Source organism: Embleya scabrispora (genome assembly GCF_002024165.1).
Taxonomy (GTDB): domain Bacteria; phylum Actinomycetota; class Actinomycetes; order Streptomycetales; family Streptomycetaceae; genus Embleya; species Embleya scabrispora_A.
This window is the reverse complement of record NZ_MWQN01000001.1, coordinates 3,771,847-3,786,930: the sequence shown is the minus strand read 5'-3', so window position 1 is coordinate 3,786,930 and position 15,084 is coordinate 3,771,847. Positions and strand designations below refer to the sequence as shown.

The 15,084-nt window shown below is 71.1% G+C and carries 13 protein-coding genes; 4 read left to right on the top strand and 9 right to left on the bottom strand.

What is annotated here, in order from left to right; all coding sequences use genetic code 11:
• Window positions 1-165: 165 nt before the first annotated feature.
• The gene (locus B4N89_RS16765) at window positions 166-540 is read left to right on the top strand and encodes a Rieske (2Fe-2S) protein (protein ID WP_078976633.1); all 375 of its coding nucleotides are present in this window, start codon (window positions 166-168) and stop codon (window positions 538-540) included.
• A gap of 2,333 nt (window positions 541-2,873) precedes the next feature.
• Here the strand turns inward: B4N89_RS16765 and B4N89_RS16760 are convergent.
• The 3 genes from B4N89_RS16760 to B4N89_RS16745 all read right to left on the bottom strand — a co-directional run bounded on the left by B4N89_RS16760 (window position 2,874) and on the right by B4N89_RS16745 (window position 5,576).
• A complete protein-coding gene (locus B4N89_RS16760) occupies window positions 2,874-3,470 on the bottom strand; it encodes a TetR/AcrR family transcriptional regulator (protein ID WP_078976632.1) in 597 nt (198 codons plus the stop codon).
• On the bottom strand, window positions 3,463-3,894 hold the full coding sequence (locus tag B4N89_RS16755; protein WP_078976631.1) for a DUF4260 family protein: 432 nt from the start codon (window positions 3,892-3,894) through the stop codon (window positions 3,463-3,465). Before B4N89_RS16755 ends, B4N89_RS16760 begins: the two co-directional genes overlap by 8 nt.
• Before the next feature lie 887 nt (window positions 3,895-4,781).
• Window positions 4,782-5,576, bottom strand: coding sequence for an alpha/beta fold hydrolase (locus B4N89_RS16745; protein WP_235618652.1), 795 nt, complete (start codon window positions 5,574-5,576; stop codon window positions 4,782-4,784).
• A 178-nt stretch (window positions 5,577-5,754) separates the two neighbouring features.
• Here B4N89_RS16745 and B4N89_RS16740 point away from each other — a divergent pair, with 178 nt between their 5' ends.
• The gene (locus B4N89_RS16740; protein WP_235618651.1) at window positions 5,755-6,231 is read left to right on the top strand and encodes a MarR family transcriptional regulator; all 477 of its coding nucleotides are present in this window, start codon (window positions 5,755-5,757) and stop codon (window positions 6,229-6,231) included.
• Between the two features lie 163 nt (window positions 6,232-6,394).
• Here B4N89_RS16740 and hemB read toward each other — a convergent pair whose 3' ends face one another.
• The 6 genes from hemB to B4N89_RS16710 all read right to left on the bottom strand — a co-directional run bounded on the left by hemB (window position 6,395) and on the right by B4N89_RS16710 (window position 12,807).
• On the bottom strand, window positions 6,395-7,393 hold the full coding sequence (gene hemB / locus B4N89_RS16735) for a porphobilinogen synthase (protein ID WP_078976628.1): 999 nt from the start codon (window positions 7,391-7,393) through the stop codon (window positions 6,395-6,397).
• A 178-nt stretch (window positions 7,394-7,571) separates the two neighbouring features.
• The gene (locus B4N89_RS16730) at window positions 7,572-9,179 is read right to left on the bottom strand and encodes a uroporphyrinogen-III synthase (protein ID WP_078976627.1); all 1,608 of its coding nucleotides are present in this window, start codon (window positions 9,177-9,179) and stop codon (window positions 7,572-7,574) included.
• Entirely contained in the window at window positions 9,176-10,108 is a 933-nt protein-coding gene (hemC, locus tag B4N89_RS16725) for a hydroxymethylbilane synthase (RefSeq protein ID WP_078976626.1), read from the bottom strand. The genes B4N89_RS16730 and hemC overlap by 4 nt, the downstream gene beginning before the upstream one ends.
• Window positions 10,105-11,433 carry a glutamyl-tRNA reductase gene (locus B4N89_RS16720; protein ID WP_078976625.1) on the bottom strand — a complete coding sequence of 443 codons (1,329 nt, stop codon included), beginning with the start codon at window positions 11,431-11,433 and terminating at the stop codon, window positions 10,105-10,107. Before B4N89_RS16720 ends, hemC begins: the two co-directional genes overlap by 4 nt.
• Window positions 11,434-11,491: 58 nt before the next feature.
• Window positions 11,492-12,235, bottom strand: a complete 744-nt coding sequence (locus B4N89_RS16715) for a redox-sensing transcriptional repressor Rex (protein ID WP_078976624.1) — start codon at window positions 12,233-12,235, stop codon at window positions 11,492-11,494.
• A gap of 302 nt (window positions 12,236-12,537) precedes the next feature.
• Window positions 12,538-12,807 (bottom strand): glutaredoxin family protein, encoded by a 270-nt coding sequence (locus B4N89_RS16710; protein ID WP_078979406.1) that lies wholly within the window; start codon window positions 12,805-12,807, stop codon window positions 12,538-12,540.
• Window positions 12,808-12,947: 140 nt separating this feature from the next.
• Between B4N89_RS16710 and B4N89_RS16705 the strand changes: the two genes are divergently transcribed.
• Window positions 12,948-13,853 (top strand): HAD family hydrolase, encoded by a 906-nt coding sequence (locus B4N89_RS16705; protein WP_078976623.1) that lies wholly within the window; start codon window positions 12,948-12,950, stop codon window positions 13,851-13,853.
• A gap of 310 nt (window positions 13,854-14,163) precedes the next feature.
• Entirely contained in the window at window positions 14,164-14,949 is a 786-nt protein-coding gene (locus B4N89_RS16700; protein WP_078976622.1) for an ECF subfamily RNA polymerase sigma factor, BldN family, read from the top strand.
• Window positions 14,950-15,084: the final 135 nt, after the last annotated feature.

Genomic DNA, 15,084 nt, shown 5'->3' with positions numbered 1-15,084 from the left:
GAAGCCCCGGGGCATTGACCTGACGGTACGTCAGAAGCTTTGCGGGAAGAAAGACTTCGCATGGTCACGCGGATCACAACCGGATCTCGGCGACCTTGATCGCATACTGGCGAAGCAAGGCCGTACTGCCTAACCTGGGGCGATACCGCCAACCCCGGGGGCACGATGTCACCCTTCCGCCGGGAGCGCCCACCGGTGTGCCTGGGCCCGCTCGCGAGCCTCCCCGAAGACGTCCCGACCCGAGTCGGCACCAGCCCCCCGGTCGCGATCCTGCGCCACGGCGACACGGTCCACGTCTTCGAGGACCGCTGCCCCCACGCCGGCGCCATCCTCTCCAGGGGCACCCTGACCAACGAACACCTCACCTGCCCGGCCCACAAGGCCACCTTCGAAATAGCCACGGGCCGCTCCCTGGGCCCGATCCCCTGCCGCCCACTGCGCACCTACAAGTCCTGGACCGAAAACAACCTCGTATACCACTCCCCATCCCCCCGCCCCACCAGAAAATCCAACGCCTCCCCCTGCCCCAACCAACCCTGACAGCTCGCCCCGGCACCGGGGCCGAACCACCACCGGCGTGCGGGCCGCCGAGACGGAGAACTCCCAACGAGCCAACCGCATTGCTCACCGAAAACCGGCCGCCGGCAACGGCCAGGAAGGTCACTCGGGTCGAGCAGGCCGAGGCACCTTCCCAAGCGGACCGGGTGTTCCCGACGCGCCTTGCCCCTTCGGTGGCGGATGGCCGGTCCGGGGCCCGTCCGAGTCGATGGCGGGCCGCCGCCAGCGCGCGGGGCTCCAAGACTTGAGGCCCCCGACGAGACGGGCACATTGGTCAGCGAAAACCGGCTGGCAATGGGAGCGGGGAGGGCGCTCGGGTCGAGTCCTTCGGCGTGCCTTCTCGAGTGAGTGGGGTGTTCCCGGCGCGCCCTGCGCTTGTGGTCGCCGGTGGCCGGTCCGGGGCCCGTCCGAGTCGATGGTGGGCCGCCGCCGGCGCGCGGGGCTCCAAGACTTGAGACCCCCGACGAGACGGGCACATTGGTCAGCGAAAACCGGCTGGCAACGGGGGCAGGGAGGGCGCTCGGGTCGAGTCCTTCGGCGTGCCTTCTCGAGTGAGTGGGGTGTTCCCGGCGCGCCCTGCGCTTGTGGTCGCCGGTGGCCGGTCCGGGGTCCGTCCGAGTCGATGGTGGGCCGCCGCCAGCGTTCGGGGCTCCAAGACTTGAGGCCCCCGACGAGACGGGCACATTGGTCGGCGAAAACCGGCTGGCAACGGCGGGCGGGGAGGGCGCTCGGGTCAAGTCCGCCGGGGCGCCTTTCCGAGTGGGCCGGGTGCTTCCGGCCGGCGTTGCGCCTTCGGTGGCGCGTGGCCGGTCCGGGGTCCGTCCGAGTCGATGGTGGGCCGCCGCCGGCGCTCGGGGCTCCAAGACCCGAGGCCCCCGACGAAACGGCCGCGTGGGTCGGCGAAAACCAGCTGACAGCGGGGGCAGGGAGTGCGGTCGGGTCGAATCCCCCGGGCAGCCTTTTCGAGTGGGCCGGGCACTTCCGACCCGCCTTGCGCTTGTGGTCGCGGGTGGCCGGTGCCGGGCCTGTCCGAGTCGATGGTGGGCCGCCGCCGGCGTGCGGGGCCCCCGAGACTGCCGGTTCCCGACGAGACGGGCGCGTTACTCGGTCAAAACCGGCTGGCAGCGCGGGGCAGGGAGGGGCTCGGGTCGAGTCCGCCGGGGCGCCTTCGGGTGGCTTCGGGGTGCGGTGGGAAGGGGGTGGGCTTCGAAACGGGATCCCGGCCGGGTGGTCGTGGACCTTGAGCCTCGGCGACCTGCGGTTTTGCAGAAGTGGGGCGGAAAGGTGCGTGTCGAGTGCCGGTTTCGTGTGCTCCGGCCCCTTCGATGCCAGGACGGGGACCGAAACCGGCCGATCGGAGCCGGCTTCGGGCATTGCAACCCCTCAAGGGCTGTCGCGAGGACCGAAAGTGCCCAGCAGGGGCCGAATCCGGATCCCGAGGCGCCCGCAACAGCCGCCCGCCCGCACCGACCTGCGGTTTTCTCTCACACCGAGTCAACAGCCCTCCAGGCGATCCGGGTTCGCAACCCTTCGTCACCCACCCGCCCATCGCACCCCAAGCCACCCGACCCCCTCGGAAAGGCACCCCGGCGGACTCGACCCGACCGCCCTCCCTGCCCGCCGTTGCCAGCCGGTTTTCGCCGACCAACGCGCCCGTCTCGTCGGGAACCGGCAGTCTCGGAGCCCCGAACGCTGGCGGCGGCCCACCATCGACTCGGACGGACCCCGGACCGGCCACCCGCCACCACGAGCGCAACGCCGGCCGGAAGCACCCGGACCAAAGGCACCCCGAAGGGCTCGACCCGAGCCCCCTCCTCGCCCGCCGCTGCTGGCCCGTTTTCGCCGACCACGAGCCATCTCGCCGGGCACCCCAAGTCCCGGAGCCCCCGCACGCCAGCGGCGCGCCTGGTGCCGGGCCAACCCCGCACCAGTCCCCGCAACCGAAAGCGCAATTTCAGTAGGCCCACACCCACTCAGTCCGAGCGAGCCTCGAGCCCCATGCACCACTCGCCCAACCGACCCAACCCGCCAGACGCTTGAGGCCGATCTCCCGCACTGCCCAACCTACTCAGCCCGGCCGGCGTTTGAGGCCACCCCGACCAAGCAACGCGCAACCGCCCATGAGCCCCATCAGCCCGGCCGGCGCTTGAGGCGGCCGACGCACACACCGCCCAGCCCACCCAGCCCGGCCGGCGTTTGAGGCCGCCCCGGCCAAGCACCCCCCAACCAACCAAGACCCCACCAGCCCGGCCGGCGATTGAGGCCGAGGAGGCCCTGACCGGCTCGCGTGGGAGGGTCGCCGGACAAGGTCGGGTTCACCCCGCAAAGGCCCCGCAGCCCCTGGCCCATGCCCCCGAGAGGTCCGCCCCCGGCGGAAACCGGCCCGCCAACTCCAGCGCGACCATCCCGTGCGCAAACCCCCACACCGCCCGCGCGGCGTCGTGATCGCCCCCCATGGCCCGCATCAACGGCGCCGCCGCCCGCTCCTCCAGCCCCTCCGGCAACGCGGCTCGATCCAACGGCTGCCCACTCATCAACCGATACAGATCCGGATGCGCAAGCGCGTATGCCCGATACGCCCGCGCGAACGCCGTGATCCGTTCCAGCCGCGAACCCCCCGCCGCCGACCCGGCCGAGCCCGCCGAGCCCGCCGAGCCCGCCGACGCCGCCTCCGCGGCCTCCAGCGCCTCCGCCAGCTCCGCCATCGCCTGCGCGATCAACGCGCTCTCCACCGCGGACTTGTCCGCGAAGTGCTTGTACAACGACGGTGCCTTGATCCCGATCCGCTCCGCGATCCGCCGCATCGACACCGCCTCCGGCCCCTCCCCCTCCAGGAGTTCCCGCGCGGCGGCCACGATCTCCCGCGCCCGACCGCCGACCGGAGGAGCGGACACGTACGAAACGTCAGACATGCTTACGGAACCCTTCGGGAGTGCGCAGTCCGTACCCGGCGGCACGGTCCATCGCGATGTGGGTGAGCCAGCCGAGGCCGGCGGTGAACAGCGGCGGCCACTCGATCGGCCCGACGGAGTAGCCGACCAGCACGATCAGCGGGACCCAGGCCCGGTGCAACGCGTTGTAGAACGGCACCGCGCGCACCTGCAGCCGGCCCCGCTCGTGCGTGCCGTCCCGCAGCGCGTCCCCGGCTCCGACGAACATGGTCAGGTCGGGCAGCACGAAGAAGACCAACGCCGCCGCCGAGGTGGCGAAGCCATACTTCACGCTCTCGAACACCGCGAATGCCGCCAAGAACAGCGCCAGTACGCCCCACGCTCCGCGCCGCGTCCACCGAAGCGCCGCCGAACCGCGGATTCCCGTGCCCACGATGGTGCTCATGCCGCCTCCACCCGTCGTGGCTAACGATGTTAGCCGCCTGCGTCCATCATCTGGCTAACACCATTAGCCGTCAAGCTCTCCGGCGGCATCCACATCCATCAAGAGCGCTCCAAGCCCACCGAATCCCGCCCGCCGCCCCCGACCGCGATACCAATACCGATCCCCATAGCGAACACAAACCCGAAAAACGGCCACCCCGCCAACCCGCCCACCCTCAACCCACCCACCTCCGGCCACACCGGCCCATCCACCCGAACCGACACACCGAACGGCCGCCGCCCCGACCCCAACGCCCGATCCACCACAGGACGCCCAACCCCGGCCCCCAAACCAACCAAGCCCCCACCACCCGGCACCGTCGCCCGCGGCCCCAACCCCGCCGGCCTCGTCATCGCCGGCCGCACCCCCGCCTCCCCCAACACCGGCGGCTTCGGCGCAGGCGGTTTCGGGGGCTTGGTCGCCGGTGGCCGAGGCGGTCGCGGATGCGCCGGTTTCGTCGGCGGCTTACCAACGCCCTCGCCCCGCACCGCCGCCCCTCCGTCACCCCGACCCCGGCCACCGCCCACACCCGTCGGCGCGTACCCCACACCCGTCCACCCGACGCGCACCCCACACCGCCCCCCGCCCGAATCCCCACCGGACTCGACCACGACGCCCGCCCGCCGCCCGCACCCCTCGGCCCCCGCCGAACCGCAACCCCCGACTACCGGCAAGCACACACACGCCACCACCGGGAACCGCGCCACAACCCGAGAGTCGGCCATGGCGCAAGGTTGACCCGACCCACCGAATCACCCCGAACGAACCCCGGAAAACCCCACGTACGAGTGACCCACCAACCCGCCCCGCCGACCCCGCCGACAACTCCGCCCCACCGCCGGCCCACCTCAGCCGGCCACGCCCCCCAACACCCCCCGCACCGCCGCCGCGAACGCCCGCGGGTGCGTCAGATTGCCGTTGTGCCCTCCCGGAAACACCGCCGCCCCAACCCCGACGACCCCCTCCAGCGCCACCGCACACCGCCGCGTGAAGACCCGCCGCCCCGTGGTCGCACCCACTCCGGGGATGATGCGCGTCGCCGAGGAGCGCACCGGATCCGGCGACAGCGCGTCGGCCACAACCGCCGGAAACTCCCGCCCGATGAAGAAATCGAAGTTCGCCATCCGCCGCGCGTTCATCGGCTGCGCGGTCAGACCCGGCTCACGCTCCTCGACGCCCGGCTCGATGCCCAGGTGAGCCGTGATCGCAGGAAACGCACCACCCATCCCGGCCCGCGCATGCACCTCCCGGATCGCGCTCAACTCACCCCGATGCGCGTCGCGTTCCGCATCGGAGAGCAACCACGGCGCGACCGGTTCATGCGCGATCAACGTATGCAGCAACTCCGGCCGGGTCGCCGCCACCCGCAGCCCGATCAACCCGCCCATGCTGAGCCCCAGCATCATCGCCGGCCCATCGGCGACCTCGGCCAACAACCGCGCCACGTCGTCGGCGTGATCCCCGATGCTCACCGGCGCCGCCGGGTCGGCCAACGTACTTCGGGAAAGCCCCCGCCGGTCGTAGGTCACCACGGTGTAATCGGCCACCAGCCGATCAACCATGTCCACACTGCGCCCGGCATCCCCCTCCCCACTCTCCCCGATCAGCAACAGCGGCCCGGAGCCCCGCACTTCGTAGTACAACTCCGCACCCGGCACGGACAACACCGCACCGGTGGCCAGGTTCGCTGCCATGAGAATCCCCCAGAGGTCGTCGCAGAAAACGGCACCGACTCACCACCGCCCATCCATGACCGCAACCGTAATCCATCGATCCAGATGCATCAACATCGATACATCTTTTCCGATGTACTATCGGCCCATGACGTCCCCCACCCCCATGACCCCAGTCGACCTCTTCCTCCTCGGCCGCACCCTCATGAAGATCGGCGAGGACGCCCTACCCGCCCCCGAGGTCGGCACCGCCCCTCACCCCGGCAACGTGCGCTCGATCCTGATCGCCCTGAGCGACATCGCCGCCCACCCCGACAGCGCCATCGGCGAGATCGCCCGCCGCACCGGCCTGCCGCAAAGCCAGGTCTCCACCGCCGTGGCCCGCCTCAAGGAAACCGGTTCGATCGAAACCACCCAGGACCCCACCGACCGCCGCCGCCTCCTGGTCCGCACGGCCGCCACCCCGTCCCCCAGAGTCACCGAAGTCCGCACCGCCGGCATCGAGGACGCCCTGACCCGAGCCCTCGCCACCACCGACGAACAGACCCTCGCCGAAGTCACCACAGCCCTGGCCGTCCTGGCCCGCCACCTACCCCCGGCAGCCCTGTCCCGCCTGCGCGCCTGAGCCCGCCTCATGCGTAGCAATCACCATCGGAAGACACCTCTTCGCCCCAGTGGGAATCACGGTCGCCGGTAGCGGACAGCTCCCCGACAACCGTACGAGGCCCCCGAGCCGCGCAAACACAGCCCGACCCGCCACCACCCGAACGGGTGATCCACCACACCCCCTACCGCACCCGCCGCGCCACCTCGGTCGCCCAGTACGTCAGGATCGACGCCGCCCCCGCGCGCTTGATCGACGTCAGCGTCTCCATGATCACCCGATCCCGGTCGATCCAGCCGTTCGCCGCCGCCGCCTCGACCATCGCGTACTCGCCGCTGACCTGGTACGCCGCCACCGGCACATGCACCTCGTCCGCGATCCGCCGCACCACGTCCAGGTACGACATCGCCGGCTTGACCATCACCAGGTCCGCACCCTCGGCGACGTCCAGCAGCACCTCGCGCACCGACTCGTCGGAGTTGGCCGAGTCCTGCTGGTACGTCATCCGGTCGCCCTGCAGCGTCGACTCGACCGCCTCGCGGAACGGACCGAAGAACCCCGACGCGTACTTCGCGCTGTAGGCCAGGATCGCCACGTCCTGATACCCGGCGCCGTCCAACGCCCGCCGGACCGCCCCGACCTGACCGTCCATCATCCCGCTCGGCCCGACCATGTGCACACCCGCGTCGGCCTGCACCACGGCCATCCGCGCGTACGCCTCGAGCGTCGCGTCGTTGTCCACCGAGCCGTCGGCCGCCAGGACCCCGCAGTGCCCGTGGTCGGTGAACTCGTCCAGGCACAGGTCGGACATCACCACGGTGTCCGCGCCCACCTCGGCCACCACATCGCGGATCGCGACCTGGAGCACCCCCTCGGGGTCGAACCCGGCCGAGCCGACCGCGTCCTTGACCGACGGGATGCCGAACAGCATCAGCCCCCCGACGCCCGCCGCGACCGCGTCGTGCGCGGCCTTGCGCAGCGAATCGCGGGTGTGCTGGACCACGCCCGGCATCGACGAGATCGGCATCGGCTCGCTCGCGCCCTCGCGCACGAACATCGGCAGGATCAGGTCGGCGGGATGCAGCCGGGTCTCCGCGACCAGCCGGCGCATCGCCGGGGACGTGCGCAACCGCCGAGGACGGTGCGCGGGAAACCCTGACGATGCGTCAGCCTGGTACGACATGAGCCAATCGGCCTTTCTCACCGATCCGCCGAAACCACCACAGCCGGCGGATTTCCCACATCACTACGGTTGCTCAGCCTTCGATCCCGACGACTACTCGGCCTTCGTTCCCGACGACTGATCCCTACGACTACTCGGCCTTCGATCCTTACGACTACCCGGCCTTCGATCCCCACGACTACTTGGCCTTGCGCCGCGACCCCGGTCGCCGCTCACTCGGTCGGGTGACCGGGTCGCCCGCCTCGATCATCGCGGCCCGTCGCGCGGTTCCGAACTCTGCCAACGCCTCGGCCAGCGCGGACACCGACGGCTCGGGCGCCAGTACGTCCACGCGCAGCCCGTGCTCCTCGGCCGTCTTCGCCGTGGCCGAGCCGATACACGCGATCACCGTCACCGCGTGCGGCTTGCCCGCGATGCCGACCAGGTTGCGCACCGTCGAGGACGACGTGAACAGGACCGCGTCGAAGCCGCCGCCCTTGATCGCCTCGCGGGTGTCCGCCGGCGGCGGCGCCGCGCGCACCGTGCGGTACGCCGTGACGTCGTCGACCTCCCAGCCCAGCTCGACCAGACCGGCCACCAGGGTCTCGGTGGCGATGTCGGCGCGCGGCAGGAACACCCGGTCGATCGGGTCGAAGACCGGGTCGTACGGCGGCCAGTCCTCCAGCAACCCCGCGGCCGACTGCTCGCCCGAGGGAACCAGGTCCGGCTTCACGCCGAACTCGACCAGCGCCCGCGCGGTCGCCTCGCCCACGGCCGCCACCTTGATGCCCGCGAAGGCGCGCGCGTCCAGGCCGTAGTCCTCGAACCGCTCCCGCACCGCGCGCACGGCGTTGACCGACGTGAACGCGATCCACTCGTAGCGACCGGTCACCAGGCCCTTGATCGCCCGCTCCATCTGCTGCGGCGTGCGCGGGGGCTCGACCGCGATGGTCGGCACCTCGTGCGGCACCGCGCCGTACGAGCGCAGCTGCTCGGAGAGCGTGACCGCCTGCTCCTTGGTCCGTGGGACCAGCACCTTCCACCCGAACAGCGGTTTGGTCTCGAACCACGACAGAGTGTCGCGTTGGGCGACCACCTCGCCGACGACCACGACGGCCGGCAGCGTGATCTTCGCGGCCCGCACGTCGGAGGCGACCTGGGCGAGCGTGCTCACCAGGGTGCGCTGCTCGGTGGTGGTGCCGTTGATCGTGACCGCGACCGGCGTGGCCGGCTTGCGCCCGCCCGCGACCAGCTCCTGGGCGATCTCCGCGATCGAGTCCAGCGCACCGCGCAGCACCAGGGTGCCCTCGACGGAGCCGACCGTGGCCCAGTCGATCGTGCCCTCGGCCATGTCGAGCACGCGCACCCCGCCGCTGCCCTTGGTCGGGTGCAGCGGGATACCCGCGTAGGTGGGCACGGCCGTGCTGACCGGCACACCCGGCACGACCTCGAAGACGATCTTCGCCTTCGCGACCGCGGTGACCTCGTCGATGACCGACTGGTCCACACACGGGTCGCCGGCCACGGCCCGGACCACCTGCCTGCCCGATCGCGCGGCGGCCACCACGACCTTGGCCCGGGCCACGGCGGACAGGAGTTCCCCGTCGTCGCCGGTCACCGGGTCCAGGACCTCGACCCCGCTCTTGCAGTGGAACAGGACCTGGCGCAGCGTCGCCTCGTCGGCGACCACCACGTCGGCCTCTGCCAGCACCTCGATGGCCCGCAGTGTGAGCAGTCGCGGGTCGCCGGGACCGGCACCCACGAAGGTCACGATGCCGCTGGGCTTCTTCTTCGCTCTGGGGCTCAAGGGACGCGCTCCCCCATCAAACCGGAGGCCCCTCGGGCGAGGAGTTCGGCCGCGAGTTCGCGCCCGATCTTCTCCGCCTCGTCGAGGGTTCCGGTGGCGGACAACCGTACGCTGTCGGTGCCGTCGACATTCGCGACTACGGCCCGCAGGTACAGCTCGGTGACCTGCTCGCCTTCGGCGACCTCGCAGAGGGCGCCGACCGGAGCCGAACATCCGGCTTCCAGGACGGCGAGCAGCGTGCGCTCGGCCAGTACGGCGGCTCGGGTGTCCGAGTCGTCCAAACCGGCGAGCAGTTCGACGAGGGCGGCATCGTGTGCCGCGCACTCGACGGCCAATGCCCCTTGACCGGGGGCAGGCAGCATGTGGAGCGGATCGAAGGTCTCGGTGACCTCCTCCGCGCGGTCCAGGCGGCCGAGGCCGGCCCTGGCCAAAACGACGCCGTCGAGCTTCCCGGAGCGTACGTAGCCGACCCGGGTGTCGACGTTGCCGCGGATCGGCAGGATCTCGTGGCCGAGACCGAGCAGTCGCAACTGCGCGGCGCGGCGCGGCGAGCCGGTCCCGATCCGGGATCCGGCCGGCAACTCGGCCAGCGCGAGTCCGTCCCGCGCCACCAGCACGTCGCGCGGATCGTGCCGCCGCGGGACGGCCGCGAGGGTGATGCCGTCGGGCTTGCCGGTGGGCAGGTCCTTGAGCGAGTGCACGACGAAGTCGACCTCGCCGGCGTGCAGCGCGTCGCGCAGCGCGTTGACGAACACGCCCGTGCCGCCGATCTGCGTCAGCTGCTCGCGCGAGACGTCGCCCTGGGTGGTGATCTCCACCAGTTCGACGGCGCGGCCGGTCAGGCGCGTGACGGCCTCGGCGACTTGACCCGACTGGGCCATCGCCAGGGCGCTTCGCCTGGTGCCCAGTCGCAACGGTGCCTCGGTCACGCCACACCTTCCACGCTGTCGGGGGTGTCGGCCCGGCGGACCACCTCGGGGGTGCCCGGGTCGAGATCGAACAACATCCGCAGCGCGTCGGCGTACGACGAGCCGGCGGGCTCGCCGGCCAACTGCTTGACCCGCACGGTCGGCGCGTGCAGCAGCTTGTCCACCACGCGCCGTACGGTCTGCTCGACCTCGGCGCGCACCCGCTCGTCCATCTCCGGCACCCGCCCGACCAGGCGCTCCAGCTCGGCCCGGACCACGTCCGAGCCCATGCTGCGCAGCGCGACCACGGTCGGCGCGACCTGCTGCGCCTGCTGCGCGGTCGCGAACGCCGCGACCTCCTCGCAGACGATCTTGCGCACCAGTTCCACGTCGGCCTCGCCGGCCGTACCGGCGGAGACCTCGGCGAGCAGTTCCAGGTCGATCAGCACCACACCGTCGAGCTCGCGCACGCCCGAGTCGATGTCGCGCGGCAGCGCCAGGTCGATCAGCACCAACGGCTGCTCGACCCCACGCTCGCGCCGCGCGGCGAGCACGGCCTCGATCTCGTCCCGACCGATCACCAGGCCGGCCGCGCCGGTGCAGGAGACCACCAGGTCCACCGAGGCCAGCGCCTCGGGCAGCGCCGACATCGGCACCGCCCGACCCGAGACCGACTCGGCCAGGTGTTCGGCACGCGCGTAGGTGCGGTTCGCGACCACGATGTGGCCCACGCCCTCGCGGTGCAGCGTCTTGGCGGCCAGCGCGCTCATCGAGCCCGCGCCCACCACAAGCGCCCGGCATCCGCCGATCGGGCCCATCGACAACTCGGCCTGGGCCAGCCCGACGGTCATCAACGACCGACCGGCCTGGTCGATCCCGGTCTCGGTGTGGGCCCGCTTGCCGACCCGCAGCGCCTGCTGGGTCAACTCGTTCAGGACCCGTCCGGCGGTGCCGTGGGTCTGCGCGAGCGCGAGCGCGGCCTTTATCTGGCCGAGGATCTGCCCCTCGCCGACCACCATCGAGTCGAGCCCGCAGGCGACCGAGAACAGGTGCTGGACCGCGCGGTCCTCGTAGTGCACGTACAGACACGGGGTCAGCTCGGACACCGGCACCCCGGTGTGCCGCGACAGCAGGTTGCCCAGTTCGGTGACACCACCGTGGAAGCGGTCCACGTCCGCGTAGACCTCGACCCGGTTGCAGGTCGACAGCAGCACCGCCTCGCCGACCGGCTCGGCCGCCACCAGGTCGTGCAGAAGCGCCTCCTGGGCCGCCCCGGTCACCGAGACCCGCTCCAGGAGTCCGACCTCGGCCGTTCGGTGGCTGAGGCCGACCGCCAGGACACTCATGGTGTCTTCCTACCGTTGATCGCCGTGTTCGCGGGCGCGATACCCGTGCGACAGCCGGTCACGCGGGCATCACCTCGGGGAGGTCGCCGCGTTCCCCGGGCTTCGAGGGTCGCGCCGGGACCGGCCCCGCGACGGGGTCGAGACCGGACTTGCGCTGTTCGTGGAAGGCCAGGATCTGCAACTCGATGGACAGATCCACCTTGCGCACGTCCACCCCTTCGGGCACCGAGAGCACGGTCGGCGCGAAGTTCAGGATGCTCGTGATGCCGGCGGCGACCAGTCGATCGGCCACCTCCTGTGCGGCCGGTGCCGGCGTGGTGATCACGCCGATCGACACGTGGTCCTCGCGCACGATCTGCTCGAGGTCGTCCATGTGCCGCACCGCCATGCCCGCGATCCGCTGCCCGGTGACCGCCCGATCGGCGTCCAACAGGGCCGCGACCCGGAAGCCGCGCGAGGCGAACCCGCCGTAGTTGGCGAGGGCGTGACCCAGATTTCCTATGCCGATGATGGCGACCGGCCAGTCTTGGGTGAGCCCGAGTTCACGCGAGATTTGGTACACGAGATACTCGACGTCGTAACCGACCCCGCGGGTGCCGTAGGAGCCGAGATACGACAGGTCCTTGCGCAGCTTCGCCGAATTCACCCCGGCGGCAGCGGCGAGTTCCTCGGACGAGACCGTGGGAACACCCCGCTCCGACAGCGCACTGAGCGCCCGGAGGTACAGCGGAAGCCGCGCCACCGTCGCCTCGGGGATGCCACGTCCCCGCTGCGCCGGTCGCTCGGTACGCCCTGTAGCCACGCTGCTCCTGTGGGTGGGACCTGGGATTTCGATTGCCAGGTTAGGCTTTTGTGAACGTACGCACAAAGTAGGTGTCCGATTTGCGCGCCTGTCGTGATGCTCGTCACGCCTTGGTTCCGAAGCCTGGCGTGAACTCGATCACATGAGGTGACTCGAGCATGGCCCGTGCGTAGTCGTGGTGACCCATCGCATCCACCTCCCCACCGTACGTGTCGGCGATTCGTCCCCCGGTCGGCCCCCTCCTCCGGCGCACGACCGAGCGCGATCGGGTCGGATCGAAGCGGACCGGCCATGGGACCGAATCAGCCGCCGAGCGCCTTGCGCAGCCGCCGCTCGTCCACCCGCCAGAAATCGTGCTGCTTGCCGTCCACCAGGGTCACCGGGATCTGCTCCCAGTACTTGTGCTGGAGGTCCGCGTCCCGCGTGATGTCGACTTCGGTCCAGGTCACCCCCAGTTCCCCGGTCACCCGTTCGATCACGACCCGGGCGTCGTCACACAGGTGACAGCCCGGCTTGCTCAACAGCGTCACGGAGCGGGTCGCGGCGTCGGGGCGGCGGCGGAAAGGATTCACGTCCTCGATTGTCACCCCACCGGAGGCCGACCGGGAGACCACCTCCCGACCCGAGCCGGAGGCGGCGCTTCACCGATGGGGCGCACGCCCGCAAGACCGGCGCCACACCAGCGCAATACGGTCCTACTACGCTCGGCACCATGGTTTTCTTGCGCCGGCGATCGAGGACCGAGAACAACCACGACAACGCCGTGCGGGCGGGCGAGGCGGCGGCGGCCGCAGCGCACGCGAGCGCCCCGGCGCGCGCCCCCGGTGAGGCCGATGCGCCCGCGCGGATCGGCGCCGCGTTCTTCGACCTGGACAACACCGTCATGCAGGGCGCGTCGATCTTCCATCTGGCCCGGGGCCTGTACGCGCGCCGGTTCCTGACCACCCGCGACATAGCCCGGTTCGGCTGGCAGCAGGCCAGGTTCCGGCTCGGCGGGGAGCACATGGGGCACGTGGGCGACGCGCAGGAGAGCGCGCTGTCGTTCGCCAAGGGGCACACGGTCGAGGAGATCCGGGCGATCGGCGAGGAGATCTTCGACGAGTGCATGGCGGACAAGATCTGGCCGGGCACCCGGGCACTCGCCCAGATGCACCTGGACGCGGGCCGCCAGGTCTGGCTGGTCACCGCCGCGCCGATCGAGATCGCCGACACCATCGCCGGCCGCCTCGGCCTGACCGGCGCGCTCGGCACCGTGCCCGAGACCCGCGCCGGCGTGTACACCGGCCGCCTGGTCGGCGAACTGCTGCACGGCGAGGCCAAGGCGCAGGCGGTCCGCGCGCTCGCCGCCCGCGAGGGGCTGGACCTGGGCGACTGCTCGGCCTACAGCGACTCGGCCAACGACATACCGATGTTGACCCTGGTGGGCGATCCGTGCGCGGTCAATCCGGACGCCCGACTGCGCCGCCACGCCCGGGCGCACGGGTGGCGCGTGAAGGACTACCGCACCGGCCGCAAGGCCGCCCGGATCGGCCTGCCGGCCGCCGCCGGGATCGGCGCGGTCGCGGGCGCCGTGGCCGCCGGAACCGCCGTCCGGCGGCGGGTGCCGACCCGGATCTGAGCGCCCGGCCCCGGCCCGGCACACCCCCCGCGACCTGCGGCGAGGGGGTCCGTCCCGGGTGCCTCACGCCGCCTGACGGGCGGCAAGTTGTCCGCATATAGCACACCTGACACGCGGCAACCCGACAAACACGCAAAGAGCACACATCAGCGGTCGTTCCCGGTAGCTTCACAACGCCGATGGGCACACTTGGTATCCCTTCCTTTACTAAGCGTTATTCTCGATCGGCGCACAGCGGTATCCAAGTTCCCTACTATGGGTGATCGATTCCGCACCGAACGTAATTACCGCTGAAGCAACAGGGAGTCCCGTGCACCGAATCGTCCGGGTTGACGTGTCCGGGCTGGCGACACTGCGTGCGGCGGTGTGCGCGAGCTTCGCCCCCCCGTCCGTCGGTTTCGCCGCCACAGCCGGTTACGGCGCCGGTGTCTGTCGCGCGAGTTCGGCCGGGCCCGTGGGCCTCGCCCTCGCGTCGCGCGCCGGCACCACCGAACCGACCCGTCCCACCCGAGGCTCCGGCTACACCCGGGGCCCGGGTCCGGACGGCGAGGCCCGCCGCATCATGGCCCTCGTCGAACTCGCCCAGGACGGCGACGGCGACGCGTTCGCCCAGCTCTACGACAACTACTTCGACACCGTCTACCGGTACATCTACTACCGGGTCGGCGGTCGCGCCGTCGCCGAGGACCTGACCAGCGAGACCTTCCTGCGCGCGCTGCGCCGGATCGGCACCTTCACCTGGCAGGGTCGCGACTTCGGCGCCTGGCTGGTGACCATCGCGCGCAACCTGGTCGCCGACCACTTCAAGTCCAGCCGGTTCCGCCTGGAGGTCACCACCGGGGAGATGCTCGACGCCAACGAGGTCGAGTCCAGCCCCGAGGACTGCGTCCTGGAATCGTTGTCCAACGCGGCCCTGCTCGACGCCGTGCACAAGCTCAACCCCCAGCAGCAGGAATGCGTGACCCTGCGCTTCCTGCAGGGTCTTTCGGTCGCGGAGACCGCACAGATCATGGGTAAGAACGAGGGGGCGATCAAGACGTTGCAGTACCGCGCCGTACGGACGCTCGCCCGTCTCCTGCCCGAGGACGTGCGGTGAATCACACTTCCGTAACCTTCGGGGCCCGCGGCTCGTTCTTCCCGATAGCGACCCCCTTCGGGGATCGTTGCGGCGGGGAGCCGCCCTGTGGCCCCCGACCCGGAGACTTCCCTGGACGGACATCCGGGGAGAGGA

Coding starts and splice junctions, on each gene's coding strand:
- B4N89_RS16765 (WP_078976633.1), top strand. CDS start 166: ATGTCACCCTTCCGCCGGGAGCGCCCACCGGTGTGCCTGGGCCCGCTC.
- B4N89_RS16760 (WP_078976632.1), bottom strand. CDS start 3,470: ATGTCTGACGTTTCGTACGTGTCCGCTCCTCCGGTCGGCGGTCGGGCG.
- B4N89_RS16755 (WP_078976631.1), bottom strand. CDS start 3,894: ATGAGCACCATCGTGGGCACGGGAATCCGCGGTTCGGCGGCGCTTCGG.
- B4N89_RS16740 (WP_235618651.1), top strand. CDS start 5,755: ATGACGTCCCCCACCCCCATGACCCCAGTCGACCTCTTCCTCCTCGGC.
- hemB (WP_078976628.1), bottom strand. CDS start 7,393: ATGTCGTACCAGGCTGACGCATCGTCAGGGTTTCCCGCGCACCGTCCT.
- B4N89_RS16720 (WP_078976625.1), bottom strand. CDS start 11,433: ATGAGTGTCCTGGCGGTCGGCCTCAGCCACCGAACGGCCGAGGTCGGA.
- B4N89_RS16705 (WP_078976623.1), top strand. CDS start 12,948: ATGGTTTTCTTGCGCCGGCGATCGAGGACCGAGAACAACCACGACAAC.